Source organism: Klebsiella sp. JN_Kp126 (genome assembly GCF_033843325.1).
GTDB lineage: Bacteria > Pseudomonadota > Gammaproteobacteria > Enterobacterales > Enterobacteriaceae > Klebsiella > Klebsiella michiganensis.
This window is the reverse complement of the sequence record NZ_JAWXQV010000090.1, coordinates 1-24,792: the sequence shown is the minus strand read 5'-3', so window position 1 is coordinate 24,792 and position 24,792 is coordinate 1. Positions and strand designations below refer to the sequence as shown.

The window sequence follows — 24,792 nt, the reverse complement described above, 5'->3', positions numbered from 1 at the left end:
CGCTCAAGAATCGTCCTGGTTTTGGCCACGCTGCTTAGCCACAGCGGCAGCCATTGCTGGCGTAATACGCTTTTTTATTTTAGACTTTACTAAATTTAGAAAAGACTAAAATAAATGAATACACCCGAACAGCTACAGGCCAGCGCCGGTGAAGCCGCCGCGCTGCTGAAAGCCATGAGCCATCCCAGCAGGCTATTGATTCTGTGCATGCTATGCGATGCGCCGGGCACCAGCGCCGGCGAACTGGCGCGGATAACCGGGCTGAGCCCCTCCGCAACTTCCCAGCATCTGGCGCGGATGCGTGATGAAGGCCTGATCGGCTGCGAACGTCAGGCGCAGCGCATTCACTACTTCATTACCCGGCCAGCGGTTCAGCAAATCGTCGCCGCGCTGAAGTCAATCTATTGTCCTTAAGGAGCCTTTATGCCTATTGCTACTCTTTCGCCTGCCGAAGCCCAGGCGCTCGTCGCCCGGGGCGGCCGGCTGATCGATATCCGCGATGCCGATGAATACGCCCGCGAGCATATTCCCGGAGCGGAGCTCGTGCCGCTGGCGACGCTGACGAATGGCGCAGCGCTGCACGCCAGTCCCGAAGAGACGATTATTTTTCACTGTCAGGCGGGATCGCGCACCCAAAATAACGCGGCCCGTCTGGCGCAGGCCGCCGCACCGGCGCAGGTAAAGCTGCTGGCTGGCGGAATTCAGGCGTGGAAAGCGGCCGGTCTGCCGGTGAAAGAGGATAAATCACAGCCGCTGCCGCTTATGCGTCAGGTACAGATCGTCGCCGGCGCCCTGATTTTGCTTGGCGTCGCTTTAGGTTACGCTTTCAGCAGCGGCTTTTTTCTGCTTAGCGCCTTCGTCGGCGCCGGCTTAACCTTTGCCGGTATTACCGGGTTTTGCGGTATGGCGCGTCTTTTGGCTTTGATGCCCTGGAACCGTCGCTAGCCTCTACCTCTTTGAGAGACTGTTGGTAACGCTTTTGCTGAGCTATGGTTATGTCAGCGAAAAGATTCATCAGCACACAGGAGAAGCAGTATGTTTTCAGTCGGTGACCTGGTACAACCGCGCGCGGGTGGGCCAAAACTTAAAGTCGTTGAAGTCCAGGACGATCGCATTATTGCCGTTCAGGCAAGCAACGAGCAGGGTGAGAAATATACGCTGAAGGCCGCCGATGTGACGGTTTATAAAGAAGACGGCGATTTTGGCGTGTGCTGATTAAGCCGGCTAACGATAACGGTGGGTCTCCCCACCGTTTTCAATATTAGATCAGGAAGCTATCGAGGGATTTTCCCTCAGCCACCGCTTTAGCCAGCGGCTTCGGCATACGTCCCTGCCCGGTCCAGGTTTTCTCGGCGCCGGTATGGTCGGTAAAACGATATTTAGCCGGACGCGGCTGGCGCTTTTTGCTCCCTTTCGGGGAGGCGCTGTTGTGGCCCGCTAATTGTTCAGGGGTAATGCCGTCAGCCATCATTAATTCCAGCCAGGTATTTATTTTTTCCTGATGTTCTGCGCGCAGCGCCTGAGCCGCCTGCTCTTCAGCGCGTTTTTCTTCAGTGACGGTCCTTAGCTTTTCCAGCATATCTTCAAGCACGTCAATGGAGAATTCACGGGACATGGCGCGAAGTGAACGGATATTATTCAATTTCTCTAATAGTAATGACATATAATTCAAAAAATTCCCAAATAGCAAATGAAACAAAGATTACGGCGCTAGTTTAATTGATATGATAATGTATTTCCAGCCTTTCACTAATTCCTGATATAGCACCGGAAATGTTTAGCAATTAATAAGGCAAACAAATCGATAAAAGCGAAATTATCAACACTGAATAAATTCTTTTGCAAATAATACTATTCGCCAGGCAACGTCTTTATCTTATTACCTGTATGCTCAGCAGGTTATCCGTATATTTACGGTTGCGCCTCGCAGGGCGCTACGGGCGTTTATAGAATAGTCATGCAAAAAATCCGAATGTCCACCCAGCAGACAAATCAGCATATAATGCTGCCATTCCTCTTTTATACGTGTAAAAAACGCCAAAAGTGACACAACTCACACCGCTACGCGATTCTGTCGCGAAATCCCCCCTTACAACCCGGATTGGCTCTCATCTATATGACGTATTTATTTTACAACCAATTGAAAAACAATAAAAAAATCAGTAAAGAGAACAAAAGTAGCGTAACGAACAAAAAATAGCCTGACGCAGAGTATTTTATCGACCAAAAGCCTTTAAATAAAAATTTATAGCTAGTTGCCTCTTTTAATGTAGAGATATAATCTACGCACATCAAAACAGGCACCCAAAAACGCTGAATAACCGCGAATCTTTTGGCATTATCGACTTCATTTTCGAGGAGCATACCAATGTTCTCTGCGCAGTCCCGCTTGCGTCATGCGGTAGCAGACACCTTTGCGATGGTGGTGTACTGCACCGTTGTGAACATGATGATCGAAATTTTTCTCTCCGGAATGACTTTCCAGCAGTCGTTATCTTCGAGACTGGTGGCGATTCCGGTGAACATTATTATTGCCGTGCCTTACGGTTTTTATCGCGATTTCGCGATGCGCCAGGCGCGCCGCATTAGCCCGTCCGGCTGGATGAAGAATATTGCGGATGTGGTGGCCTATGTGACGTTCCAGTCGCCGGTATACGTGGCGATTCTGCTGGTTGTCGGCGCCGACTGGCATCAGATCGCCGCGGCGGTAAGTTCCAACATCGTGGTATCGATGATGATGGGCGCAGCGTACGGCTATTTCCTCGACTACTGCCGCCGCCTGTTTCGCGTCAGCCCCTATCAGCAGGCCAAAGCCTGAGTTGATACAAAAAAGCGACTGGTTCAGCCAGCCGCTTTTTGTCAGCTATACTGCGTTTCGCCAAACAGGCCACTCAGAAAACGCTCAAGCGCCATGCGCGAACTGAACCCGTGTGGAATACCATAATGCTGCTGAGCATCGCCCGCTAAATAGAGCGGGAACTGCTCGTAGTGATCGCAGGTTTTGATATCCGACGCGGGCTCCGCAAGCGTTGTGCTGCGCTCTTTTAAAGCCGGATGAATAATTAACGCGGTACGCCCCATACGAGCTTCACGGTTCACATAAACATAATTATCGCCACGGCGATAGCCGTACGCTTTTTGCGTCACAACATCCATGGTGAAGCCGGCTTTTTCAAGAACACGCGCCACCTCATCGGGTCTTAAATACATACTCATTCCTCATTATCTTTTACCGCACGTTAACCTTACCTTATTCATTAAAGGCAACGCTTTCGGAATATTCCATAAAGGGCTATTTACAGCATAATTCAAAATCTTGTCCTACACTTATAGACTCAATGGAATAAAGGGAGAAACCAATGGCCAACCGAGCAAACCGCAACAACGTAGAAGAGAGCGCTGAAGATATCCATAATGATGTCAGCCAATTAGCGGATACGCTGGAAGAGGTGCTGAAATCATGGGGCAGCGACGCCAAGGACGAAGCGGAGGCCGCGCGTAAAAAAGCGCAGGCGCTGCTGAAAGAGACCCGCGCGCGGCTTAACGGCAATAACCGCGTTCAGCAGGCGGCGTGCGATGCCATGGGCTGCGCAGACAGCTACGTGCGCGATAAACCGTGGCAAAGCGTCGGCGCCGCAGCTGCCGTTGGGGTATTTATTGGCGTATTGCTGAATTTACGTCGATAATAAAACAGCCAGACCCATGAAGATAACAAATACGCGTCTACCCCTGCACTGCAGGGGTTTTTGTTATCTCTGCGGGTAAAGCGCGACATAAAGCTTACGCACAGCCTGATTCGCCATTTCTGCCGACGTCAGGTTGGTGAAGCTCATTATCAGCCCCCCTTCTCCCCGAGTCTCCATCCGCCAGTCGCTCAGCGCCTGTACGGCCAGACCGGCCCGTCTGGCGCGCTGCGCCAGAGGCCGATCGTCTCCGACAACCCTGACCACCATCTGGATCCCGCCCGCCTGAGGCACGACGGTGAATCCCTGCGCCCGCAGCGCCGACTCAAGCCACAGTCGGCGCTGGGCATAGCTGGCGCGCATTTTCTTCAGATGCCGCCAGAAGTGGCCTTCGCGAATAAAATCCGCCAGCGTCTGCTGCCACAGCGTCGGCACGCTACAGCACATCAGCGCGGCCTGTTCACGAAACGGCGCCACCAGCGGCTCAGGCACCACCAGCCAGGCCGCGCGTAATGCCGGGAACAAAGACTTGCTGAACGCCCCGGCATAGATGACCCGCTGCGGGGCGTCGAGGCTTTTCAGCGGCGGCAGCGGCTTACCGTGATAGCGGAATTCGCTATCGTAATCATCTTCGATAATCCACGCGTTATTCTGCGCCGCCCATAGCAGGAGCTGTCTGCGCCTGGCCAGCGATAGCGCCACGCCGAGCGGGCTTTGATGAGCCGGGGTCAGCAGCGCGAAATGGGCACTCGGGTAATGCCGCTGCGCCCAGGGAATATCCATCCCGTCGTCGTCGACCGGAACGGGATTGATCGCCACCCCCTCGTCGTTCACTACCGGCCGGATCAGCGGAAACCCCGGATCTTCCATCCACATTTGCTGGCCAGGCCGCGCCAGCGTGCGCAAAATAAGGCGCATCGAGGCCGCGTAGCAACCGGTGATCAAGACCTGCTCAGACCGACACTCAATACTGCGCGACAGACGCAAATAATCGACGATCGCCCGGCGAAGCGTCGGTTCACCGCTGGGATCGCCTGGCGCGAGGTCAAAACGCGTTTGTGTACGCAGACGCCGACCCATCACGCGCGCCCACAGGCCGCGTGGAAACAGATCCAGCGCGGGCAGCCCCAGTTGAAACGGCAGCGGCGCCGCGGGTTCATCGCCCTCGACGGGCTGAACGGGCGCGTTTTGCTGCGGCAGCAGCCGATCGCTGACAAAGGTCCCCGCCTGTCCGCGCCGCTCCAGCCATCCCTGCGCCACCAGATCTCCCCAGGCGTTCTCAATCGTCGCCCGCGACACGCCAAGCTCCTGAGCATAGACCCGACTTGCAGGCAGCCTGCTGCCCGGAGCCAGCTCACCGCGCTCAATCGCCTGCTTAAGCTGTCGGGCAATGCGCTGGTAGTGCGGAATTTTTTTACCGTCCATCATGGTCTGCTTTTTTCATCGTAATATGGCTATCTTATGCAGTCCATTATAGTGCTATTTTCCTCGCGTCTTAATGAGGAGAGTAAAATGAACACACTACGTCAGCCGTACAATGAACTGAGCCCGGAAGTCTATAACGCCCTGGTTCAGGCCAAAATTGCGCTGGAAAAAAGCGAGCTGGATGGCGCGCTGATCGAGCTGGTGTATTTGCGGGTATCGCAAATCAACGGCTGCGCCTTCTGCCTGGAGATGCACAGCAAAGCCCTGCGTAAATCCGGCGTCGCGCAAAACAAGCTGGACGCGCTGGCAGGCTGGCGGGTGAGCGCCCATTTCAGCGATGCGGAACGCGCGGCGCTGGCGTGGGCGGAATCGGTGACCCATATCGCCGAAAGTCATGCGGAAGACGCCGTTTATCAGCCGCTGCTGGACCATTTCAGCGCCCGCCAGATCAGCGATCTGACCTTCGCCATCAGCCTGATGAACGCCTTTAATCGTCTGGCGGTGAGTATGCGCCTGTAATTTCACGGCAAGAAATCCCGCCCCCCGCCGGATCCTCCCGCGGGGGCTAACCTTTACAAAAACCATATATATTGAGTTGTTGAACTTTTAAATAACTACATCTAGTATTTCCTTCAACGATAACCCATAGCACGCGACGTCAATTTTTACGTCGTACTGTTATCTTAAATGGAAATACGAATCATGCGCATTACTATTTACACTAAAAACGACTGCGTGCAATGCCATGCCACTAAACGGGCCATGGAAACCCGCGGGTTTGAATTCGACATGATCAACATCGACCACCACCCTGAAGCCGTTGATATGCTGCGCGAGCAGGGTTTCCGTCAGCTGCCGGTGGTGATTGCCGGAGAGACCCGCTGGTCCGGCTTCCGTCCCGATATGATCAATCGCCTGCGCCCGACAGCGTCAGCGGCCAGCGTATGAGCCTGATCGTCTACTTCTCCAGCAGTTCCGAAAATACGCACCGGTTCGTCCAGCGTCTGGGGCTGCCCGCCGTGCGTATACCGCTTAACGAACGCGAGCGCATCCAGGTAGACGAACCCTACATTCTTATCGTCCCCAGCTATGGCGGCGGCGGCACGGCGGGCGCGGTCCCCCGGCAGGCGATCCGTTTCCTCAACGATCCGCATAACCGCCAGCTCATTCGCGGCGTCATCGCCGCGGGCAATCGTAATTTTGGCGAGGCCTACGGCCGGGCAGGCGACGTCATCAAGCAGAAATGCGGCGTACCGTATCTCTATCGCTTTGAGCTGATGGGCACCCCGCAAGATGTCGACAACGTGCGTAAAGGAGTAAGCGAATTTTGGCAACGACAACCGCAGAACGTATAACCACCGAGGCGCCGGATTTCCACGCCCTCAACGCGATGCTGAATCTCTACGACAGCAACGGCCGCATCCCGTTTGACAAAGACCATCAGGCGGTAGCGGCGTTTATGGCCAACCACGTTGAGCCGAATACCGTGCCCTTTACCAGCCAGGACGACAAGCTGACGTGGCTGGTCGCCGAAGGCTATTACGACGCCAGGGTGCTGGCCCGCTACGATCGCTCGTTTATTCTTGCGCTGTTCGCGTACGCTCAGGGCTACGGTTTTCGCTTCCAGACGTTTCTCGGCGCATGGAAGTTCTATACCAGCTACGCGCTGAAAACCTTCGATGGTAAGCGCTACCTTGAAGACTTTGCCGACCGCACCTGCATGGTGGCCCTGGCCCTGGCGCAGGGTAACGAGGCGCTGGCCCGGCAGCTAACCGATGAGATCCTCTCCGGACGTTTTCAGCCCGCCACGCCGACGTTCCTCAACGCGGGTAAACAGCAGCGCGGCGAGCTGGTCTCCTGCTTTCTGCTGCGCATCGAAGACAATATGGAATCCATTGGCCGGGCGGTGAACTCGGCGCTGCAGCTATCCAAGCGCGGCGGCGGCGTGGCGTTTCTGCTCTCCAATCTTCGCGAAGCCGGGGCGCCAATCAAGCGTATCGAGAATCAGTCCTCCGGCGTGGTGCCGGTGATGAAAATGCTGGAAGACGCCTTCTCCTACGCCAACCAGCTCGGCGCGCGCCAGGGGGCCGGCGCGGTCTATCTGCACGCCCATCATCCCGATATCCTGCGTTTCCTTGATACCAAACGCGAGAACGCCGATGAAAAAATCCGCATTAAAACGCTCTCGCTCGGGGTGGTGATTCCGGATATCACCTTTCAGCTAGCGAAAGAAGATGCGCAGATGGCGCTGTTCTCGCCCTACGACGTCGAGCGCCTGTACGGTAAACCGTTCGGCGATATCGCGGTAAGCGAAATGTATGCACAACTGGTGGCCGACGCGCGGGTCAGCAAGCGCTGGATCCGCGCCCGCGATCTGTTCCAGCGGTTGGCGGAAATTCAGTTTGAATCCGGCTATCCGTACATCATGTTTGAAGACACGGTTAATCGCGCGAACCCGATTGCCGGGCGCATCAATATGAGCAACCTGTGCTCGGAGATCCTGCAGGTTAACGCGCCTTCTACCTTTGACGAAAACCTGGATTACGCCAGCATCGGCCAGGATATCTCCTGCAACCTCGGCTCGCTGAATATCGCCCATACTATGGACTCTCCTGATTTCGCCCGCACGGTTGAGGTCGCGGTGCGCGGTCTGACCGCGGTGTCCGAAATGAGCGATATCCGTTCGGTACCGTCGGTCGCGGCGGGCAATGCCGCCTCGCACGCCATCGGCCTTGGGCAGATGAATCTGCACGGCTATCTGGCGCGCGAAGGTATTGCCTACGGCAGCGAAGCGGGGCTGGATTTCACCAATTTCTATTTCTATACCATCACCTGGCACGCGCTGCGTACCTCGATGCTGATAGCGCGGGAAAAAGGCACGCGTTTTGCCGGATTCGAGCAGTCGCGGTACGCCAGCGGTGATTATTTCCGCCCCTACCTGGAAGGCGACTGGCAGCCGAAAACGGCGAAAGTCCGCGCGCTGTTTGCCCGTGCCGGTATTGTCCTGCCCGACCGCGATATGTGGCGGCAGCTGCGCGATGACGTGATGCGCTACGGCATTTATAACCGCAACCTGCAGGCGGTGCCGCCGACGGGCTCTATTTCGTACATCAACCACGCGACCTCCAGCATCCATCCGATCGTGTCGAAGATAGAGATCCGCAAGGAGGGGAAAACCGGGCGCGTTTACTATCCGGCGCCGTTTATGACCAACGACAACCTGGCGCTGTATCAGGACGCTTACGAAATCGGCCCGCAGAAGATCATCGACACCTACGCCGAGGCGACGCGCCATGTCGATCAGGGGCTGTCGCTGACCCTATTCTTCCCCGATACCGCCACCACGCGCGATATCAATAAAGCGCAAATCTACGCGTGGAAGAAAGGCATCAAAACGCTCTATTACATCCGTCTGCGCCAGCTGGCGCTGGAAGGTACCGAAATCGAAGGCTGCGTGTCCTGCGCGCTGTAAGGAGAACAGGATGACCCATTTATCGCGCATCAGCGCCATCAACTGGAACAAAATTGAAGATGATAAGGATCTGGAGGTCTGGAATCGGCTGACCAGCAACTTCTGGCTGCCGGAGAAGGTGCCGCTGTCTAACGATATCCCCGCCTGGCAAACGCTCACCCCGGCGGAACAGCAGCTAACGATTCGCGTCTTCACCGGCCTGACGCTGCTCGATACCATCCAGAATACCGTTGGCGCCCCGGCGCTGATGGCCGACGCCCTCACCCCGCATGAGGAAGCGGTGCTGTCGAACGTCAGCTTTATGGAGGCGGTGCACGCCCGCTCCTACAGCTCCATTTTCTCGACGCTCTGCCAGACCAAAGACGTCGATGCCGCCTATGCCTGGAGCGAACAAAACGCGCCGCTGCAGCGCAAAGCGCAGCTGATGCTGGAGTACTATCAGGCAGATGAACCGCTGAAGAAAAAAATCGCCAGCGTCTTTCTCGAATCGTTCCTCTTCTACTCCGGCTTCTGGCTGCCGATGTACTTCTCCAGCCGGGGGAAGATGACCAACACCGCCGATCTGATTCGCCTGATCATCCGCGATGAAGCGGTACACGGTTATTACATTGGCTACAAATTCCAGAAAGGGCTGGAAATAGTCAGCGCCGAGAAGCGCGAGGAGATGAAAAACTTCGCCCTCGACCTGTTGATGGATCTGTATGATAACGAACTGGCCTACACCCGCGAACTGTACGCCGATAGCGGCTGGATTGAGGAGGTCAACGCCTTTCTCTGCTACAACGCCAATAAGGCGCTGATGAACCTCGGCTACGAGGCGCTGTTCCCGGCGGAAATGGCCGCCGTCAATCCGGCGATCCTCGCCGCGCTTTCGCCGAATGCCGACGAAAACCACGACTTCTTTTCCGGTTCAGGTTCATCGTATGTGATGGGAAAAGCGGAAGAAACCGTCGACGGCGATTGGGACTTTTAGCCTTACTTTCACCAGGAATATATCAGCATATTTCCTGGTGATTTATTTCACATTATTTGTTTTCGCCTCACTCAATATCTTTCGGTCATCACCGTGTCATATTCAACAGCATGCCCTCGATTTTCGCCTGAATTAACGCAACATAACTAAAAAATATCGACCACAAGTCATTCGCGCTCAGCCCTTATATCACGGGGGATGCACCGGAATTCTCCCTTGCGCATTTCCCTGGCAACGCCACATAAAGGGTTGTCACAGATTCTCAGTATGTTAGGGTGTAAAAAAGCAATTATCATCACCGGGTACCGTATCGATATTAATAAATAACAGGAAACACTCTATTGCATGGCAATTAAATTAGAAATCAAGAATCTCTATAAGATATTTGGCGAGCACCCGCAGCGGGCTTTCAAATATATCGATAAAGGACTATCGAAAGAACAAATACTGGAAAAGACGGGGTTATCGCTTGGCGTAAAGAACGCCAGTCTGACCATTGAAGAAGGCGAGATATTCGTCATCATGGGGCTCTCCGGATCGGGGAAATCTACCATGGTTCGCCTTCTCAATCGCCTGATTGAACCCACCCGTGGCCAGGTCCTGATCGACGGCGTCGATATCGCTAAAATCTCTGACGCCGAGCTCCGCGAGGTGCGCAGAAAAAAAATTGCGATGGTTTTTCAATCCTTTGCGCTTATGCCGCATATGACCGTGCTCGACAACGCCGCTTTCGGCATGGAGCTGGCCGGCGTGCCGACTCAGGAACGCCAGGAGAAAGCGCTGGAGGCGCTGCGCCAGGTCGGCCTGGAAAACTATGCTCATGCATACCCGGACGAACTCTCCGGCGGCATGCGCCAGCGCGTTGGTCTCGCCCGCGCGCTGGCGATTAATCCCGATATTCTGTTAATGGATGAAGCCTTCTCCGCGCTCGACCCGTTAATTCGTACCGAGATGCAGGATGAGCTCACTAAATTACAGGCCAGACATCAGCGTACCGTGGTCTTTATTTCCCACGATCTTGATGAAGCCATGCGTATTGGCGATCGGATTGCCATTATGCAAAATGGTGAAGTGGTTCAGGTCGGCACGCCGGATGAAATACTCAATAATCCGGCCAATGATTATGTCCGAACCTTCTTCCGCGGCGTCGATATTAGCCAGGTGTTCAGCGCCAAAGATATTGCCCGCCGTAGCCCGGTGGGGCTGATTCGCAAAACGCCCGGCTTTGGCCCGCGTTCCGCGCTGAAATTGCTGCAGGATGAAGACCGCGAATATGGCTACGTCATTGAACGCGGGAATAAGTTTGTTGGCATTGTCTCCATTGATTCCCTGAAAGCCGCGCTAAGCGAAGGTCAGGGAATTGATGCGGCGTTAATTGACTCACCGCAGGCGGTGGATGCGCAAACGCCGCTCAGCGAGCTGCTCTCTCACGTCGGCCATGCACCGTGCGCGGTACCGGTTGTCGACGAGGGGCACCAGTACATCGGCATCATTTCCAAACGGATGCTGCTGCAGGCTTTAGATCGCGAGGGGGCAAACAATGGCTGATCAATCTAACCCGTGGGACACCGCACCGGCGGCGGATAGCGCAGCGCAATCCGCCGATGCCTGGGGCACCTCTACGCCGGCGCCGACCGATGGCGGCGGTGCCGACTGGCTGAGCAGCGCGCCCGCGCCGCAGCCGGAACACTTCAATATTATGGACCCGTTCCATAAAACGCTGATCCCGCTCGACAGCTGGGTCACGCACGGCATCGACTGGGTCGTGATGCATTTTCGTCCGGTATTCCAGGGAATACGCGTACCGGTGGATTACATCCTGAGCGCCTTCCAGCAGCTGCTGCTGGGTATGCCGGCGCCAGTGGCGATTATTATTTTCTCGCTGATTGCCTGGCAGATTTCCAGCGTCGGCATGGGCGCGGCGACGCTGATTTCGCTGATCGCTATCGGCGCTATCGGCGCCTGGTCGCAGGCGATGGTGACCCTGGCGCTGGTGCTGACCGCGCTGCTGTTTTGTATGCTGATCGGCCTGCCGCTTGGGATATGGCTAGCGCGGAGCCCGCGGGCGGCGAAAATTATCCGTCCGCTGCTCGACGCGATGCAGACCACGCCGGCGTTTGTCTATCTGGTGCCCATTGTGATGCTGTTCGGTATCGGCAACGTTCCGGGCGTGGTGGTCACCATTATCTTCGCCCTGCCGCCGATTGTTCGTCTGACCATTCTGGGGATTAACCAGGTGCCGGCGGATCTGATTGAAGCGTCGCGCTCCTTCGGCGCCAGCCCGCGTCAGCTGTTGTTTAAGGTTCAGCTACCGCTGGCCATGCCGACGATTATGGCCGGGGTCAACCAGACGCTGATGCTGGCCCTGTCGATGGTGGTCATCGCCTCAATGATTGCCGTTGGCGGTCTCGGCCAGATGGTACTGCGCGGCATCGGTCGCCTTGATATGGGCCTGGCCACCGTTGGCGGCGTCGGGATTGTTATCCTCGCCATTATTCTTGACCGTCTGACTCAGGCCGTAGGACGGGACTCGCGCAGCCGCGGCAACCGCCGCTGGTATGCAACCGGCCCACTGGGGCTGATAACTCGCCCTTTCTGTAAATAAGAGTCCATCCCCCCGACAGCCGGGGGGATAGACTTCCCTTCTGATAAGTAAAAGGAACAACGATGCGACATACAGCGATCCTTGCCACAGCGTTAACCGCCCTCATTTCCACCACCGCCTTCGCGGCGGATCTGCCTGGCAAAGGCATTACCGTTAAGCCGATTCAGAGCACCATTTCGGAAGAGACCTTCCAGACCCTGCTGGTCAGCCGCGCGCTGGAGAAACTCGGTTATACCGTCGATAAGCCGAGCGAAGTGGATTACAACGTTGGCTATACTTCGCTCGCCTCCGGCGACGCCACTTTTACCGCCGTCAACTGGCAGCCCCTGCACGACGATATGTACGCTGCCGCCGGCGGGGATAAAAAGTTCTATCGCGAAGGCGTGTTTGTGAACGGCGCGGCGCAGGGCTATCTGATTGATAAGAAAACGGCCGAGCAGTACCACATTAAATCTATCGATCAGTTAAAAGACCCGAAAATCGCCAAACTGTTTGACACCAACGGCGACGGCAAAGCCGACCTGACCGGCTGCACCCCGGGCTGGGGCTGTGAAGCGGTGATCAACCATCAGCTTGATGCCTATGGCCTGAATAATACCGTCACCCACAATCAGGGTAACTATGCCGCCATGATGGCCGACACCATTGCCCGTTATAAAGAGGGCAAGCCGGTCATCTACTACACCTGGACGCCTTACTGGGTCAGCGATGTGCTGAAGCCGGGTAAAGACGTCGTCTGGCTGCAGGTGCCATTCTCCTCCCTGCCGGGTGTGCAAAAAAACATCGACACGAAGCTCTCTAATGGCGCCAACTACGGCTTCCCGGTCAGCACCATGCATATCGTCGCCAATAAGGCCTGGGCCGAGAAAAACCCGGCGGCGGCGAAGCTGTTTAGCATCATGAAGCTGCCGATTGCCGACATCAACGCCGAGAATGCCATGATGCACGAGGGACATGGTTCAGAAGCAGATATCCAAGGCCACGTCGACGGCTGGATCAAAGCCCACCAGCAGCAGTTTGACGGCTGGGTGAACGAAGCGCTGGCCGCGCAGAAATAGTCTCCCACTTTATAGCCAATTCCCGGAGGCGATGCTACGCATCTGCCCGGGCTACAAAAGCCGTAGCCCGGGCAAGGCGCTTTGCGCCGCCCCGGGGAAGACCGCATCCTGCACAACACGACATCTCCTGTTCTAAATGATGGATTGATATGCAAATAAACTGCATAACTTTAGCCATCAACGTTTTCGTTACTGTTAAGCCGCACCGCTCTCTGCTAAGGTAAATCCACCTGTTTAATCATGTGATTTTCACGTGAGTTATCAATAAGCAATTCCTATGGAAAATCCTGACGCATTGACGCACTCTCCTCCCGCTGACGCGGCCACGCTGGCTGAAGGCCTGAAAGACAGCCTGCCGATCGTCATCAGCTATATCCCCGTGGCCTTCGCCTTCGGCCTCAACGCCACTAAGCTCGGCTTCACTCCGCTGGAAAGTCTGTTCTTCTCCTGCATTATTTACGCGGGCGCCAGCCAGTTCGTGATCACCGCGATGCTGGCGGCGGGAAGCTCGCTGTGGGTCGCCGCGCTCACCGTCATGGCGATGGACGTTCGCCACGTTCTCTACGGCCCTTCCCTGCGCAGCCGCATCCAGCGCGCGCTGAGCAAGAAAAAAACCGCGGTATGGGCATTCGGCCTGACCGATGAGGTCTTTGCCGCCGCCACTGCTAAACTGGTACGCGACAATCGACGCTGGAGCGAAAACTGGATGATCGGTATCGCTTTGATGTCCTGGGCGTCATGGGTCTTCGGTACGCTGATCGGCGCTTATTCGGGCAGCGGCCTGCTGACCGACTTTCCGGCGGTGGAAGCGGCGCTGGGCTTTATGCTTCCCGCGCTGTTTATGAGCTTTTTGCTGGCTTCTTTCCAGCGCAAGCAGTCGCTTAGCGTAACCGCCGCGCTGGCAGGGGCGCTGGGGGGGATCATCCTGTTTTCCATTCCCGCCGCCATCCTTGCCGGGATCGTCTGCGGCTGTCTGACCGCGCTGGTGCAGGCCAGCATTGAGGGGATGCCCGATGAACAGTGATGTTTTAATTATCGGCCTCGTGGTCGGCTGCGTAAATTATCTGTTCCGCTATCTGCCGCTGCGCCTGCGCGCCGGGAACGCGCGTCCGACGCGTCGCGGGCCGGTCAGCGTGCTGCTGGACACCATCGGCATCGCCTCTATTTGCGCGCTGCTGGTGGTCTCCAGCGTACCGGAAATTCTCCACGATGCCCGCCGCCTGCTGCCCACGCTGGCTGGCTTCGCCGTGCTGGGCCTGGCTTTCTGGAAAACGCGCAGCATTATTTTGCCTACACTATTAAGCGCCCTAACCTACGGTGTTGTCTGGAAAATCGGCACATGGCTATAAGCTTAAAGTATCAATTTCTGTCAATAATTCATTTGATTTATTTGTCACAATAGTTATTATATCGACTGTAATTAATGAGGTCATAACCAAAATGGATAGTTCGTTTACTCCCATTGAGCAAATGCTCAAGTTCCGCGCCAGCCGTCACGAAGACTTTCCTTTTCAGGAGATTCTGCTCACCCGTCTTTGCATGCATATGCAGGGAAAATTGCTGGAAAACCGCAACAAGATGCTGAAAGCGCAAGGGATTAACGAGACATTGTTTATGGCGCTGATCACGCTCGAGTCTCAGGAAAACCACAGCATTCAGCCTTCCGAGCTGAGCTGCGCGCTGGGCTCTTCGCGTACCAACGCCACGCGCATTGCCGACGAGCTGGAAAAACGCGGCTGGATTGAGCGCCGCGAAAGCGATAACGATCGTCGCTGCCTGCATTTACAGCTTACCGAAAAGGGGCATCAGTTCCTGCGCGAAGTGTTACCCCCGCAGCACAACTGCCTGCATCAACTCTGGTCTTCTTTAAGCACCAGCGAAAAAGATCAGCTCGAGCACATCACCCGTAAGCTGCTTGGTCGCCTTGACCAAATGGAAGAGGATGGCGTGCTTGCGGAGTCTCTGCGCTAAGCGCGGAACCAACCGCTCAACAATTTTTCTGGATTGACAAGGAAAACGGACAGGCCAGCAGATCTTCTGCTGGCCTTTCTGATAAACAGGTCGGCTCAGCCGATGTGAAATAATAAGATCGTGGAGAATAACATGAGCGCAAATGCGGAGAGCCAAACCCCGCAGCAACCGGGCAACAAAAAAGGGAAACGTAAAGGCGCCCTCCTGCTGCTGACCTTGCTCTTTATTATTGTTGCCGTGGCATACGGGATTTATTGGTTTTTGGTACTGCGTCACTTCGAAGAGACCGACGACGCGTACGTGGCAGGGAATCAGGTACAAATTATGGCGCAGGTGTCCGGCAGCGTGACGAAAGTCTGGGCCGACAACACCGACTACGTGCAAAAAGGCGATCCGCTGGTCACCCTCGACCAGACCGATGCCCAGCAGGCGTTTGAAAAAGCGCAAACCCAGCTGGCCGCCAGCGTACGTCAAACGCGCCAGCAGATGATCAACAGCAAGCAGCTGCAGGCCAGCATCGACGTGAAAAAAACCGCGCTTTCCCAGGCGCAGACCGACCTTAACCGTCGTATTCCGCTGGGGGCCGCCAACCTGATTGGCCGCGAAGAGCTGCAGCACGCGCGCGACACGGTTGCCAGCGCGCAGGCCGAACTGGACGTGGCGATTCAGCAATACAACGCCAATCAGGCGATCGTTCTGGGCACGAAGCTGGAACAGCAGCCTGCGGTACTACAAGCGGCCACCGAAGTGCGTAACGCCTGGCTGGCCCTGCAGCGGACGAAAATCGTCAGCCCGATTAGCGGCTACGTTTCGCGTCGCTCCGTACAGCCCGGCGCACAAATCAGCAGTACCACCCCGCTGATGGCCGTCGTGCCGGCGACCAACCTGTGGATTGACGCCAACTTTAAAGAAACCCAGCTGGCGCACATGCGTATCGGTCAGCCGGCTACCGTGATCAGCGATATTTACGGTGACGATGTGAAATACACCGGTAAAGTGGTCGGCCTCGATATGGGCACCGGTAGCGCCTTCTCGCTGCTGCCCGCGCAGAACGCCACCGGCAACTGGATCAAAGTGGTTCAGCGCCTGCCGGTACGTATTGAGCTCGATGAAAAACAGCTGGCAGAGCACCCGCTGCGCATCGGCCTTTCGACCCTGGTTGAGGTGAACACCACCGACCGCGGCGGCGAGATGCTGGCAAGCCAGGTGCGCAGCTCTCCGGTTTACGAAAGTAATGCCCGCGAAATCGGCCTTGAGCCGGTCAATAAGCTGATAAACGACATCATCCAGGCCAACGCCGGATAATTCGGGGTGAGCGTAATGCAACAGCAAAAACCGCTGGAAGGCGCGCAGCTGGTCATTATGACCATTGCGCTGTCGCTCGCGACCTTTATGCAGGTGCTGGACTCCACCATCGCCAACGTGGCCATCCCCACCATCGCCGGTAACCTTGGCTCATCGTTGAGCCAGGGGACCTGGGTTATCACCTCGTTTGGGGTGGCGAACGCTATCTCCATTCCGATTACCGGCTGGCTGGCAAAACGCGTAGGTGAAGTGAAGCTGTTCCTCTGGTCGACGGTGGCGTTCGCCATCGCCTCCTGGGCCTGCGGCATGTCAAACAGCCTGACGATGCTGATTTTCTTCCGCGTGATTCAGGGGATCGTCGCCGGTCCGCTGATCCCGCTGTCGCAAAGTCTGCTGCTCAGCAACTATCCGCCCGCCAAGCGCTCTATCGCCCTGGCGCTGTGGTCAATGACGGTGATCGTCGCGCCGATTTGCGGCCCCATCCTCGGCGGCTATATCAGCGACAACTACCACTGGGGCTGGATCTTCTTTATCAACGTGCCGATTGGCATCGCCGTGGTGGTCATGACGCTACAGACCCTGCGCAACCGCGAAACCCGCACCGAGCAGCGGCGGATTGACGGCGTTGGCCTGGCGCTGCTGATTATTGGTATCGGTAGCCTGCAGGTGATGCTCGACCGGGGTAAAGAGCTGGACTGGTTCGCCTCAAACGAGATCATCATCCTGACCATTGTCGCAGTGGTGGCGATAAGCTTCCTGATCGTCTGGGAGCTAACCGACGACAACCCGATAGTCGACCTGTCGCTCTTTAAGTCGCGAAACTTCACCATCGGCTGCCTGTGTATCAGCCTCGCCTATATGCTCTACTTCGGCGCTATCGTGCTGTTGCCGCAGCTACTGCAGGAGGTATACGGCTATACCGCCACCTGGGCCGGCCTGGCCTCGGCGCCGGTCGGGGTGATCCCGGTTATCCTGTCGCCGATTATCGGCCGCTTCGCGCATAAGCTGGATATGCGTCGGCTGGTCACCTTCAGCTTTATTATGTACGCGGTCTGTTTCTACTGGCGCGCGTGGACCTTCGAACCGGGTATGGACTTCGGCGCCTCGGCGTGGCCACAGTTTATCCAGGGCTTCGCGGTGGCCTGCTTCTTTATGCCGCTGACGACCATCACGCTGTCCGGCCTGCCGCCGGAACGGCTGGCGGCGGCATCGAGCCTGTCGAACTTCACGCGTACCCTGGCGGGCTCCATCGGCACCTCGATTACCACCACCATGTGGACGAACCGCGAGGCGCTGCACCATGCTCAACTTACCGAATCGGTGACGCCGTATAATCCCAACGCCCAGCAGATGTACGATCAGCTGCAGGGATTAGGGATGACGCAACAGCAGGCGTCCGGCTGGATAGCGCAGCAGATAACCAACCAGGGGCTGATTATCTCCGCCAACGAAATTTTCTGGTTCTCGGCGGCGATATTTATCCTACTGCTCGGGCTGGTGTGGTTTGCCAGGCCGCCGTTTAGCGCCGGGGGCGGCGGCGGCGGCGCGCACTAAGGTTTGACCTGAAGGGATCTGCGGATCCCTTTTTTATTGCCCAAAACGCAGGTTGTCCGGTTTACGCTAGTTGATGTCCAGTTCGCTGGAGATGCCTTTTCGTTCTGTCGTGCACGATGAAGATCCGCTAAGAAGGAGAAAATCATGCTGACTCAACCCGGTGAAAAATACCGTCCCTATCCGCCGATTGCCCTGCCCGACCGCCGCTGGCCGGAGCAAAAAATAGCCCGCGCCCCCCGCTGGCTCTCCACCGACCTGCGCGACGGCAACCAGGCGCTGGCCGAGCCGATGGACAGCGCGCGCAAGCTGCAGTTCTGGGACTTGCTGCTGGAGTGCGGATTTAAAGAGATCGAGGTGGCATTTCCCTCGGCTTCGCAAACCGATTTCAACTTTGTGCGTCAACTGATTGAAGAACGGCGTATCCCGCAGAATGTGACGATTCAGGTGCTGACCCAGGCGCGGGAAGATTTAATCCTCAGGACCTTCGAATCGCTACGCGATGCCCACCGCGCCACCGTTCACCTCTATAACGCCACCGCTCCGCTGTTCCGCGAGCTGGTTTTTGGAATGAACAAAGCGCAGGTGGTCGAGCTGGCGACCCGCGCCACCCGGCTTATCCGCCAGCAGTGCGAACAGCAGCCGCAGACCCGCTGGCAATACGAGTATTCCCCGGAAACCTTCTGCTTCACCGAGCCGGAATTCGCGCTGGAGATTTGCGAAGCGGTGGCGGAAATCTGGCAGCCCTGCGCCGAACGGCCGATGATTATCAATCTGCCCGCGACGGTAGAAGTGAGCACGCCTAACGTTTATGCCGATCAAATTGAGTATTTTTGTCGTCACTTCTCGCGCCGCGCCGATGTGTGCATCAGCGTCCATCCGCATAACGACCGGGGAACCGGCGTCGCCAGCGCGGAGCTGGCGGTGATGGCCGGCGCCGACCGCGTCGAAGGCTGCCTGTTCGGCAACGGCGAACGCACCGGTAACGTCTGCCTGGTGACGCTGGCGATGAATCTCTACAGCCAGGGCGTCGATCCCCGGCTCAGCTTCTCCGAAATGAACCGGGTGGTCGAAATTGTCGAAAGCTGCAACCAGATCCCGGTTCATCCGCGCCACCCGTGGGCGGGAAGCCTCGCCTATACCGCCTTTTCCGGCTCGCATCAGGATGCGATCAAAAAAGGGTTCGATGCCCGCCGGCCCGGCGATTGCTGGGAAATGCCCTATCTGCCCATCGACCCGCAGGATATCGGCTGTAGCTACGAAGCGGTGATCCGCGTCAACAGCCAGTCCGGCAAAAGCGGCAGCGCGTGGCTGATTGAGCAGAATCATGGCCTGAAGCTGCCGCGCGCGCTGCAGCAGGATTTTAGCCTGCACGTTCAGCACGAAACCGATACGCATGGTAAAGAGATGACCCAGAACGCGCTGTGGCAGCTGTTTCGCGCCCGCTACGGACTTCTGCCCCAGCCGCCGCTTGCGCTGCTGGATTACCAAAGCGATAGCCAGCAGGACGGCCAGCTTTCTCTGCAGGCGACCCTGCGCATCGCCGGTGAAACGCGACGACTGCTGAGCCGCGGCAACGGCCTGCTGTCCGCCGCCGCCAGCGGGCTGAGCGGCCTGTTAAAGCAACACATCGTGATTAAAGATTATCATGAGCATACCCTCGGTGAACGTAGCGACAGCCGTTCAGTGGCCTATATTCGCTGCGTATTCCCGAATGGCGACAGCCGCTGGGGGGTAGGAATTGATAGCGACGTGGCGCGCGCCTCGCTGCAGGCGTTGTGCAATGCGATGAGCGCAGGCCATTACGCCGGCGAGCGGAAGTAGTCGCTGGGGGCCACGCCTATCACCCGACGAAACATGGCGCTAAAAGCGCTATGGCTACCGTAGCCGAGATCCAGCGCCACCCGCAGTACCGAATGCCCCTGTGCCAGGCGAACCAGCGCTTCCATCAGCTTCGCCCGGCGCACCCACTCGCTCCAGGTGAGCGAGGTCTGCTGCTGAAAATGACGATTCAGCGTGCGCTCGCTCATGCTGCTCTCCTTCGCCGCCTCGGCGCTGCTCCAGGGTTCGCCGGGCGCTTCTCTTACCTTCTGGCATAAACGGCGCAGCGCTTCGCTTTGCGGCTCCGGCAGGCCAAACGGCAGCACCGCCATGCCGCGAATTTCATCGAGGATCAGTTCGTAAATGCGTTCATCGCGGCTGCCCGGCGCGTAGGATTCCGCCAGCGTCAGCGACGCGACGATCAGTTCACGCAGCAGCGGAGTCACCTGGACTATCTGGCAGGATGAGGGGAGATCGGCCCGGGCAAGGGGATCGATAAACAGGGTTCGCGCGGCCGCGACGCCGGTCACCCGTAGGGTATGCGGCGTACCGGCGGGCAGCCAGACGCCACGCCCCGGCGGCACAATCCAATAACCCTGCGCGGTTTCCACCCGCACCACGCCGCTGAGGATATGCAGCAGCTGGGCGCAATCGTGCTGATGCCAGGGTTCGCTATCGCCATGGGCGTAATCATGGGCAAAAGGCACCAGCGAACGGTGTTGAAAATTGAAGGTTAAAGTCGTCGACATCGCGGCGTCAGGGAGTAGCGGCCCGACGCGGTTCGCCGGGCCGTGGCAGAAGCACTAGATGTGCAGTTCTTGCAGTTTTTCTTTCGGCAGCGCCAGCTCATCGTTGCTGTTGACGCGGACATCGCGCTCAATAATATGGCGAGCGATTTCCTGAGCTTCCTCCAGCGAGTGCATGGTGTAGGTTCCGCACTGATAAACGTTCAGCTCCGGGATCTGATTCTGATCTTTCACCTTCAGCACGTCGGCCATCGCCGCTTTCCAGGCATCCGCGACGCGCTGCTCGTCCGGCGTACCGATCAGGCTCATATAGAACCCGGTGCGGCAGCCCATCGGAGAGATGTCGATAATTTCCACACCATTGCCGTTCAGGTGATCGCGCATGAAGCCGGCAAACAGGTGCTCAAGGGTGTGAATGCCTCTTTCCGGCATCACTTCCTGGTTTGGCACGCAGAATCGCAGATCGAAAACGGTGATTTCATCGCCGTGAGGCGTGTTCATTTTCTTCGCGACACGCACCGCAGGCGCTTCCATTCGGGTATGGTCGACTGTGAAACTATCTAACAACGGCATTCTTCACCTCCGATAGTGATTTTTTTTAAAATAAAATGAACTCTTTTTGAGGCCGCGAGTCTGAGTATATGAAAGACGCGCATTTATTATCATCATCATCCCTGAATCAGAGATGAAAGTTTGGCCACAGTGATGTGGCCGTTTTCTTTTTTACGGCTCGTAAAACTACGCGTGCCGTGTCAGCAGCGCTTCAAACGGCTCGCTATCCGCCGCCTCCACCTTCTTCTGACGCTGTACCGATGCTTCACGCTCGGCGACAAAATCCGCTTCGCTTAAAATTTCCAGCGGCTCTTCGCGCAGCATCGTCCGATACCGATCGGCCAGCTCTCTGCCGGTACCGCCAATCCCCTCTTCAAGCATAGAACGCAGAATGCGCGCCGAGAAGGTTAATTCCGGGTTATCGAAGCAGGCGACCAGCTCATCGCAGACCTGCTGATAGGCCTGGCATCCGTGGATGCTATCCAGCGTTTGCGCCACGCGGCGTAAATCGCGGAACAGATCTTTGCCGACCTGAGCCAGCGGGAACTGAGCGGTTTCGCAGCCAATACCCAGCGTCAGGCCCGGCTTACGGCCTTCCAGAATCACCCGATTCCAGTTGGTGCGCGTGCACAGCAGCTCGTCGCTGCTCATCTCCGGCGCATCGGCCAGCACGCACCAGACCATAAACAGATCGAGGAAACGCACCTGCTGCTCATCAACGCCAATCGGTGAGAACGGATTGATATCCAGGGAGCGAACTTCAATGTACTCAATACCGCCGCGCAGCAGCGCGTCGGAAGGCGTTTCGCCGCTGCGGGTCACGCGTTTCGGGCGAATCGGCGCGTACAGCTCGTTTTCGATCTGCAGCACGTTGCTGTTGATTTGCAGACGCTTACCGTCTTTCTCCAGCCCGATATTTTCATACTCTTCGGAAGGCGTTTTAATCGCCCGCTTCAATCCTGCCACATACTCGTAGAGATCGTTAAACGTAATTCCGAGATTGCTTTGCGATTTATTGGTATAGCCCAGATCGCTCAGACGCAACGAGGTCGCATACGGCAGGTAGTACATGCCGTTGCCGGCTTTCTCAAACGGCAGCGCCGTCGGTTTGCCCTGCAGGAACGATGAGCAGATCGCCGGAGAGGCGCCGAACAGGTATGGAATCACCCAACCAAAACGGTAATAGTTGCGAATGGAGCGGAAATAGCCCGCTGAAATCGCCTCTTTACCGCTTTCAGCATCCTCAACGCCGCACTTAGCCTGCCAGAAAGCCATCGGCAGCGAGAAGTTATAGTGCACGCCGGAGATGGTTTGCATCAGCGCGCCGTAGCGATTTTTCAGCCCTTCGCGATACAGCGTTTTCAGGCGGCCGATATTAGAGGTACCGTACTGCGCCAGTTCAATATCCTGGCCGGGCGCGATATAGCAAGGCATGCTCAGCGGCCACATCCGCTCGTCGCCAATATGGCGTGCGGTATAGCGATGAACATCGCGCATGAGGGTGAGCATATGCTGGATATCGCCATCAACCGGCGTAATAAATTCCAGCAAAGCTTCGGCAAAATCGGTGGTAATCCATTTATGAGTCAGCGCTGAACCCAGTGCCTGCGGATGACCGGTAGTGGCCAGCGTGCCGTCAGCGTTGACGCGCAGCGTTTCGCGTTCAAGACCACGTTGAATACCCTGCAGCGCCTGCGGATTTTTTTCCAGCCAGGCCAGCGCCTGTGATACGTCCGGGATCAATTTGACCTCCCGCCTGTCGAAATCGTTTGAATTAGCATAATTGTAATGGTTGAACCGTCAGTCCAATTAGTGCCACCACGTCATGCCCTGAAGCGTTATCGCCGCAATGACGATATAGCGTAATGCTTTGCCAAGGCATAAAAAAAAGAGCACTGGTCCCCAGGAAATGCGCATCCATCCCGCCAGTAAACACAGCAAATCGCCTATAACAGGCGCCCAGCTTAATAATAGCGTGACCGCGCCGTAACGCCTCAGCCAGCCGGTCGCCTTCTCCTGCCAGCGCGATGTCTTGCGCAGCGGAAACAGGCGCCCCAGAATAACGTTAGTTACCCCTCCAAGGCTATTACCGATTATTGCTATTAAAACCAGTAACCACGGCTGACTCACTCCCGCCAGAAGCATGGCGATCAACACCACTTCCGAGTTACCGGGAAGCAGCGTGGCGCTTAAAAAGCTGCTGGCAAACAGCGATATCAGCGACAGCGCGTCGCTCACAACAATCGCACGTCCACGGCATCCATTCCGGCGCGCTTCGCCGCCTGCAGACCGAAGTCCGCATCTTCAAAGACCACGCATTTTTCCGCCGCAACGCCCATGCGCTCAGCGCAGAGTAAGAAAGTATCAGGAGCGGGTTTATGGTTGGCGACATGATCGGCGGCAACCACCGCCGAGAAGTAGTGACGCAGGCCCAGATGGGCCAGCAGCGCTTCAGCAACGGCGCTCTCGCTGCCGGTACCGACTGACATCGGACGACGACCGTGCCACTCTTTAACCACTTCAATCAGCGGCAGAGGACGGACGCTATCAAGCAGCATCGCTTTCACCGCGTCCGTCTTTTCCCGCGCCAGAAGGTGAGGATCTAAATCAGCCTGGTTTAATTCGATAATGGCCTGAGCAATCCGCCAGGTTGGAGAGCCGTTAAGCGCGACCATAGCCTGCATATCAAAACGCATACCGTAACGTCCGAGAACCTCGTTCCATGCCTTACGATGCGTCGGCTCGGTATCGAGGATCGTGCCATCCATATCAAAAATCAGTCCTGCATAACGTTCGTACATCGTCTTCTCACCAACCGGTTAAGGAGGTCTTACTGTAACGCAAAAGGTCAGGTTTGTCGCTGCCAGCGGCAGATGCGACAAGGGCGCTCGAAGGCACCCTTGTCGATACAGATGCAATCTGATGCGTTTATTTGATTCTTAAATCGTTCTCCACCACGCGAACGCCCTGCACTGTTCGCGTCACTTCTACCGCACGTTTAGCGCTTTCGGCGGATGAGACAAAGCCGCTCAGCTGTACACGACCTTTAAAGGTCTGGACGCTAATTTCCGAAGACTTAATCTCTTTATCATTGAAGAGCGCGGTTTTGACTTTGGTGGTCACGACGGTATCGTCAATGTACCCACCAGTACTTTCCTTTGTGGACGAACCTGCGCAGCCCGCCAGCGATACGGCGACCAGAAGCGTCGCGCAAAACGCAGATATTGCTTTGAACCATTTCATGGATTTCTCTCCTTGCACTTATCTCACCCAAAATCAGATCGATATACAGGAATAAATTATAGTGGAAAGAGGGAGTTGCCAATGAAAAAAGTGCTGAAGAATAAGGTGAATGATTGCGCTTAAGGGGTTTTGAGGCAAGGAGAGTGGCTGGCGATTATCTCGCAGACCGTGAAACAACAGCGTAGCTGCTATCTCGGAGAAGATGGTGCATCCGGGAGGATGACTCACTGGGTTCGCCCTTCGGGCCGTTGCTGAAGCAACGTTATCCTCCCTGGCGCTGGCGATTATCTCGCAGACCATGAAACAACAGCGTAGCTGCTATCTCGGAGAAGATGGTGCATCCGGGAGGATTCGAACCTCCGACCGCTCGGTTCGTAGCCGAGTACT

Annotated in this window: 28 protein-coding genes; 19 read left to right on the top strand and 9 right to left on the bottom strand. The window is 56.5% G+C overall.

Going from position 1 to position 24,792, the window contains the following annotated elements; translation table 11 throughout:
- Positions 1-114 precede the first annotated feature (114 nt).
- The 3 genes from SIK97_RS24190 to SIK97_RS24180 all read left to right on the top strand — a co-directional run bounded on the left by SIK97_RS24190 (position 115) and on the right by SIK97_RS24180 (position 1,215).
- On the top strand, positions 115-414 hold the full coding sequence (locus SIK97_RS24190; protein ID WP_014226491.1) for an ArsR/SmtB family transcription factor: 300 nt from the start codon (positions 115-117) through the stop codon (positions 412-414).
- Between the two features lie 9 nt (positions 415-423).
- Complete coding sequence (locus SIK97_RS24185) at positions 424-945, top strand: rhodanese family protein (RefSeq protein WP_014226492.1); 522 nt, start codon at positions 424-426, stop codon at positions 943-945.
- A 90-nt stretch (positions 946-1,035) separates the two neighbouring features.
- Positions 1,036-1,215 (top strand): hypothetical protein, encoded by a 180-nt coding sequence (locus SIK97_RS24180; RefSeq protein WP_042945889.1) that lies wholly within the window; start codon positions 1,036-1,038, stop codon positions 1,213-1,215.
- Positions 1,216-1,261: 46 nt separating this feature from the next.
- Here SIK97_RS24180 and stpA read toward each other — a convergent pair whose 3' ends face one another.
- Positions 1,262-1,663, bottom strand: coding sequence for a DNA-binding protein StpA (gene stpA, locus SIK97_RS24175; RefSeq protein ID WP_042945891.1), 402 nt, complete (start codon positions 1,661-1,663; stop codon positions 1,262-1,264).
- 705 nt (positions 1,664-2,368) lie between these two features.
- On the opposite strand from stpA, the gene alaE reads away from it, so the two are divergent.
- On the top strand, positions 2,369-2,818 hold the full coding sequence (gene alaE, locus SIK97_RS24170) for an L-alanine exporter AlaE (RefSeq protein ID WP_014839290.1): 450 nt from the start codon (positions 2,369-2,371) through the stop codon (positions 2,816-2,818).
- Positions 2,819-2,859: 41 nt separating this feature from the next.
- On the opposite strand, the gene SIK97_RS24165 is transcribed toward alaE, so the two are convergent.
- Positions 2,860-3,210, bottom strand: coding sequence for a DUF2002 family protein (locus SIK97_RS24165; protein ID WP_004123942.1), 351 nt, complete (start codon positions 3,208-3,210; stop codon positions 2,860-2,862).
- Positions 3,211-3,359: 149 nt separating this feature from the next.
- Here SIK97_RS24165 and SIK97_RS24160 point away from each other — a divergent pair, with 149 nt between their 5' ends.
- Positions 3,360-3,686 carry a DUF883 family protein gene (locus SIK97_RS24160; protein WP_004123945.1) on the top strand — a complete coding sequence of 109 codons (327 nt, stop codon included), beginning with the start codon at positions 3,360-3,362 and terminating at the stop codon, positions 3,684-3,686.
- Between the two features lie 63 nt (positions 3,687-3,749).
- Here the strand turns inward: SIK97_RS24160 and SIK97_RS24155 are convergent, their stop codons facing one another.
- Positions 3,750-5,108: a PLP-dependent aminotransferase family protein gene (locus SIK97_RS24155; protein WP_057173705.1), complete on the bottom strand. Its 1,359-nt coding sequence runs from the start codon at positions 5,106-5,108 to the stop codon at positions 3,750-3,752.
- An 87-nt stretch (positions 5,109-5,195) separates the two neighbouring features.
- Here SIK97_RS24155 and SIK97_RS24150 point away from each other — a divergent pair, with 87 nt between their 5' ends.
- The 14 genes from SIK97_RS24150 (at position 5,196) to leuA (ending at position 19,867) form a co-directional block, all read left to right on the top strand.
- Positions 5,196-5,627 carry a carboxymuconolactone decarboxylase family protein gene (locus SIK97_RS24150; RefSeq protein WP_004853446.1) on the top strand — a complete coding sequence of 144 codons (432 nt, stop codon included), beginning with the start codon at positions 5,196-5,198 and terminating at the stop codon, positions 5,625-5,627.
- A 183-nt stretch (positions 5,628-5,810) separates the two neighbouring features.
- Positions 5,811-6,056: a glutaredoxin-like protein NrdH gene (gene nrdH / locus SIK97_RS24145; RefSeq protein WP_004853449.1), complete on the top strand. Its 246-nt coding sequence runs from the start codon at positions 5,811-5,813 to the stop codon at positions 6,054-6,056.
- The gene (gene nrdI, locus SIK97_RS24140) at positions 6,053-6,463 is read left to right on the top strand and encodes a class Ib ribonucleoside-diphosphate reductase assembly flavoprotein NrdI (RefSeq protein ID WP_004104769.1); all 411 of its coding nucleotides are present in this window, start codon (positions 6,053-6,055) and stop codon (positions 6,461-6,463) included. The genes nrdH and nrdI overlap by 4 nt, the downstream gene beginning before the upstream one ends.
- Positions 6,436-8,580 (top strand): class 1b ribonucleoside-diphosphate reductase subunit alpha, encoded by a 2,145-nt coding sequence (gene nrdE / locus SIK97_RS24135; RefSeq protein ID WP_057173703.1) that lies wholly within the window; start codon positions 6,436-6,438, stop codon positions 8,578-8,580. The genes nrdI and nrdE overlap by 28 nt, the downstream gene beginning before the upstream one ends.
- A 10-nt stretch (positions 8,581-8,590) precedes the next feature.
- The gene (gene nrdF, locus SIK97_RS24130; RefSeq protein ID WP_014226498.1) at positions 8,591-9,553 is read left to right on the top strand and encodes a class 1b ribonucleoside-diphosphate reductase subunit beta; all 963 of its coding nucleotides are present in this window, start codon (positions 8,591-8,593) and stop codon (positions 9,551-9,553) included.
- Positions 9,554-9,898: 345 nt separating this feature from the next.
- Positions 9,899-11,101, top strand: coding sequence for a glycine betaine/L-proline ABC transporter ATP-binding protein ProV (gene proV, locus SIK97_RS24125; protein ID WP_014226499.1), 1,203 nt, complete (start codon positions 9,899-9,901; stop codon positions 11,099-11,101).
- Positions 11,094-12,158 carry a glycine betaine/L-proline ABC transporter permease ProW gene (gene proW / locus SIK97_RS24120; RefSeq protein ID WP_004853456.1) on the top strand — a complete coding sequence of 355 codons (1,065 nt, stop codon included), beginning with the start codon at positions 11,094-11,096 and terminating at the stop codon, positions 12,156-12,158. The genes proV and proW overlap by 8 nt, the downstream gene beginning before the upstream one ends.
- Before the next feature lie 62 nt (positions 12,159-12,220).
- Entirely contained in the window at positions 12,221-13,216 is a 996-nt protein-coding gene (gene proX, locus SIK97_RS24115) for a glycine betaine/L-proline ABC transporter substrate-binding protein ProX (protein ID WP_014226500.1), read from the top strand.
- A gap of 277 nt (positions 13,217-13,493) precedes the next feature.
- Positions 13,494-14,240, top strand: a complete 747-nt coding sequence (locus tag SIK97_RS24110) for an AzlC family ABC transporter permease (protein ID WP_014226501.1) — start codon at positions 13,494-13,496, stop codon at positions 14,238-14,240.
- Positions 14,230-14,565, top strand: coding sequence for an L-valine transporter subunit YgaH (gene ygaH, locus SIK97_RS24105; RefSeq protein WP_014226502.1), 336 nt, complete (start codon positions 14,230-14,232; stop codon positions 14,563-14,565). Before SIK97_RS24110 ends, ygaH begins: the two co-directional genes overlap by 11 nt.
- Before the next feature lie 91 nt (positions 14,566-14,656).
- Positions 14,657-15,187 carry a transcriptional repressor MprA gene (gene mprA / locus SIK97_RS24100; protein ID WP_004104785.1) on the top strand — a complete coding sequence of 177 codons (531 nt, stop codon included), beginning with the start codon at positions 14,657-14,659 and terminating at the stop codon, positions 15,185-15,187.
- Positions 15,188-15,319: 132 nt separating this feature from the next.
- Positions 15,320-16,492, top strand: a complete 1,173-nt coding sequence (emrA, locus tag SIK97_RS24095; RefSeq protein ID WP_049082122.1) for a multidrug efflux MFS transporter periplasmic adaptor subunit EmrA — start codon at positions 15,320-15,322, stop codon at positions 16,490-16,492.
- Between the two features lie 15 nt (positions 16,493-16,507).
- Positions 16,508-18,046, top strand: a complete 1,539-nt coding sequence (emrB, locus tag SIK97_RS24090; RefSeq protein ID WP_004123984.1) for a multidrug efflux MFS transporter permease subunit EmrB — start codon at positions 16,508-16,510, stop codon at positions 18,044-18,046.
- A gap of 144 nt (positions 18,047-18,190) precedes the next feature.
- Entirely contained in the window at positions 18,191-19,867 is a 1,677-nt protein-coding gene (gene leuA, locus SIK97_RS24085; RefSeq protein ID WP_057173701.1) for a 2-isopropylmalate synthase, read from the top strand.
- On the opposite strand, the gene SIK97_RS24080 is transcribed toward leuA, so the two are convergent.
- The 6 genes from SIK97_RS24080 to SIK97_RS24055 all read right to left on the bottom strand — a co-directional run bounded on the left by SIK97_RS24080 (position 19,846) and on the right by SIK97_RS24055 (position 24,405).
- On the bottom strand, positions 19,846-20,613 hold the full coding sequence (locus tag SIK97_RS24080) for an AraC family transcriptional regulator (protein ID WP_048260169.1): 768 nt from the start codon (positions 20,611-20,613) through the stop codon (positions 19,846-19,848). The genes leuA and SIK97_RS24080 overlap by 22 nt on opposite strands.
- Before the next feature lie 54 nt (positions 20,614-20,667).
- Positions 20,668-21,183, bottom strand: a complete 516-nt coding sequence (gene luxS / locus SIK97_RS24075) for an S-ribosylhomocysteine lyase (RefSeq protein WP_004104795.1) — start codon at positions 21,181-21,183, stop codon at positions 20,668-20,670.
- 165 nt (positions 21,184-21,348) lie between these two features.
- The gene (gshA, locus tag SIK97_RS24070) at positions 21,349-22,905 is read right to left on the bottom strand and encodes a glutamate--cysteine ligase (protein WP_057173699.1); all 1,557 of its coding nucleotides are present in this window, start codon (positions 22,903-22,905) and stop codon (positions 21,349-21,351) included.
- 66 nt (positions 22,906-22,971) lie between these two features.
- A complete protein-coding gene (locus tag SIK97_RS24065; RefSeq protein ID WP_025107289.1) occupies positions 22,972-23,400 on the bottom strand; it encodes a YqaA family protein in 429 nt (142 codons plus the stop codon).
- Entirely contained in the window at positions 23,397-23,963 is a 567-nt protein-coding gene (gene yqaB, locus SIK97_RS24060; protein WP_014226508.1) for a fructose-1-phosphate/6-phosphogluconate phosphatase, read from the bottom strand. Before yqaB ends, SIK97_RS24065 begins: the two co-directional genes overlap by 4 nt.
- Positions 23,964-24,090: 127 nt before the next feature.
- The gene (locus tag SIK97_RS24055; protein WP_047723038.1) at positions 24,091-24,405 is read right to left on the bottom strand and encodes a BON domain-containing protein; all 315 of its coding nucleotides are present in this window, start codon (positions 24,403-24,405) and stop codon (positions 24,091-24,093) included.
- Positions 24,406-24,792: the final 387 nt, after the last annotated feature.

Excerpts from the sequence above, each read along its gene's own strand:
- SIK97_RS24190 (WP_014226491.1), top strand. The coding sequence starts at position 115 with ATGAATACACCCGAACAGCTACAGGCCAGCGCCGGTGAAGCCGCCGCG.
- SIK97_RS24185 (WP_014226492.1), top strand. The coding sequence starts at position 424 with ATGCCTATTGCTACTCTTTCGCCTGCCGAAGCCCAGGCGCTCGTCGCC.
- SIK97_RS24180 (WP_042945889.1), top strand. The coding sequence starts at position 1,036 with ATGTTTTCAGTCGGTGACCTGGTACAACCGCGCGCGGGTGGGCCAAAA.
- stpA (WP_042945891.1), bottom strand. The coding sequence starts at position 1,663 with ATGTCATTACTATTAGAGAAATTGAATAATATCCGTTCACTTCGCGCC.
- alaE (WP_014839290.1), top strand. The coding sequence starts at position 2,369 with ATGTTCTCTGCGCAGTCCCGCTTGCGTCATGCGGTAGCAGACACCTTT.
- SIK97_RS24165 (WP_004123942.1), bottom strand. The coding sequence starts at position 3,210 with ATGTATTTAAGACCCGATGAGGTGGCGCGTGTTCTTGAAAAAGCCGGC.
- SIK97_RS24160 (WP_004123945.1), top strand. The coding sequence starts at position 3,360 with ATGGCCAACCGAGCAAACCGCAACAACGTAGAAGAGAGCGCTGAAGAT.
- SIK97_RS24155 (WP_057173705.1), bottom strand. The coding sequence starts at position 5,108 with ATGGACGGTAAAAAAATTCCGCACTACCAGCGCATTGCCCGACAGCTT.
- SIK97_RS24150 (WP_004853446.1), top strand. The coding sequence starts at position 5,196 with ATGAACACACTACGTCAGCCGTACAATGAACTGAGCCCGGAAGTCTAT.
- nrdH (WP_004853449.1), top strand. The coding sequence starts at position 5,811 with ATGCGCATTACTATTTACACTAAAAACGACTGCGTGCAATGCCATGCC.
- nrdI (WP_004104769.1), top strand. The coding sequence starts at position 6,053 with ATGAGCCTGATCGTCTACTTCTCCAGCAGTTCCGAAAATACGCACCGG.
- nrdF (WP_014226498.1), top strand. The coding sequence starts at position 8,591 with ATGACCCATTTATCGCGCATCAGCGCCATCAACTGGAACAAAATTGAA.
- proV (WP_014226499.1), top strand. The coding sequence starts at position 9,899 with ATGGCAATTAAATTAGAAATCAAGAATCTCTATAAGATATTTGGCGAG.
- proW (WP_004853456.1), top strand. The coding sequence starts at position 11,094 with ATGGCTGATCAATCTAACCCGTGGGACACCGCACCGGCGGCGGATAGC.
- proX (WP_014226500.1), top strand. The coding sequence starts at position 12,221 with ATGCGACATACAGCGATCCTTGCCACAGCGTTAACCGCCCTCATTTCC.
- SIK97_RS24110 (WP_014226501.1), top strand. The coding sequence starts at position 13,494 with ATGGAAAATCCTGACGCATTGACGCACTCTCCTCCCGCTGACGCGGCC.
- ygaH (WP_014226502.1), top strand. The coding sequence starts at position 14,230 with ATGAACAGTGATGTTTTAATTATCGGCCTCGTGGTCGGCTGCGTAAAT.
- mprA (WP_004104785.1), top strand. The coding sequence starts at position 14,657 with ATGGATAGTTCGTTTACTCCCATTGAGCAAATGCTCAAGTTCCGCGCC.
- emrA (WP_049082122.1), top strand. The coding sequence starts at position 15,320 with ATGAGCGCAAATGCGGAGAGCCAAACCCCGCAGCAACCGGGCAACAAA.
- emrB (WP_004123984.1), top strand. The coding sequence starts at position 16,508 with ATGCAACAGCAAAAACCGCTGGAAGGCGCGCAGCTGGTCATTATGACC.
- leuA (WP_057173701.1), top strand. The coding sequence starts at position 18,191 with ATGCTGACTCAACCCGGTGAAAAATACCGTCCCTATCCGCCGATTGCC.
- SIK97_RS24080 (WP_048260169.1), bottom strand. The coding sequence starts at position 20,613 with ATGTCGACGACTTTAACCTTCAATTTTCAACACCGTTCGCTGGTGCCT.
- luxS (WP_004104795.1), bottom strand. The coding sequence starts at position 21,183 with ATGCCGTTGTTAGATAGTTTCACAGTCGACCATACCCGAATGGAAGCG.
- yqaB (WP_014226508.1), bottom strand. The coding sequence starts at position 23,963 with ATGTACGAACGTTATGCAGGACTGATTTTTGATATGGATGGCACGATC.
- SIK97_RS24055 (WP_047723038.1), bottom strand. The coding sequence starts at position 24,405 with ATGAAATGGTTCAAAGCAATATCTGCGTTTTGCGCGACGCTTCTGGTC.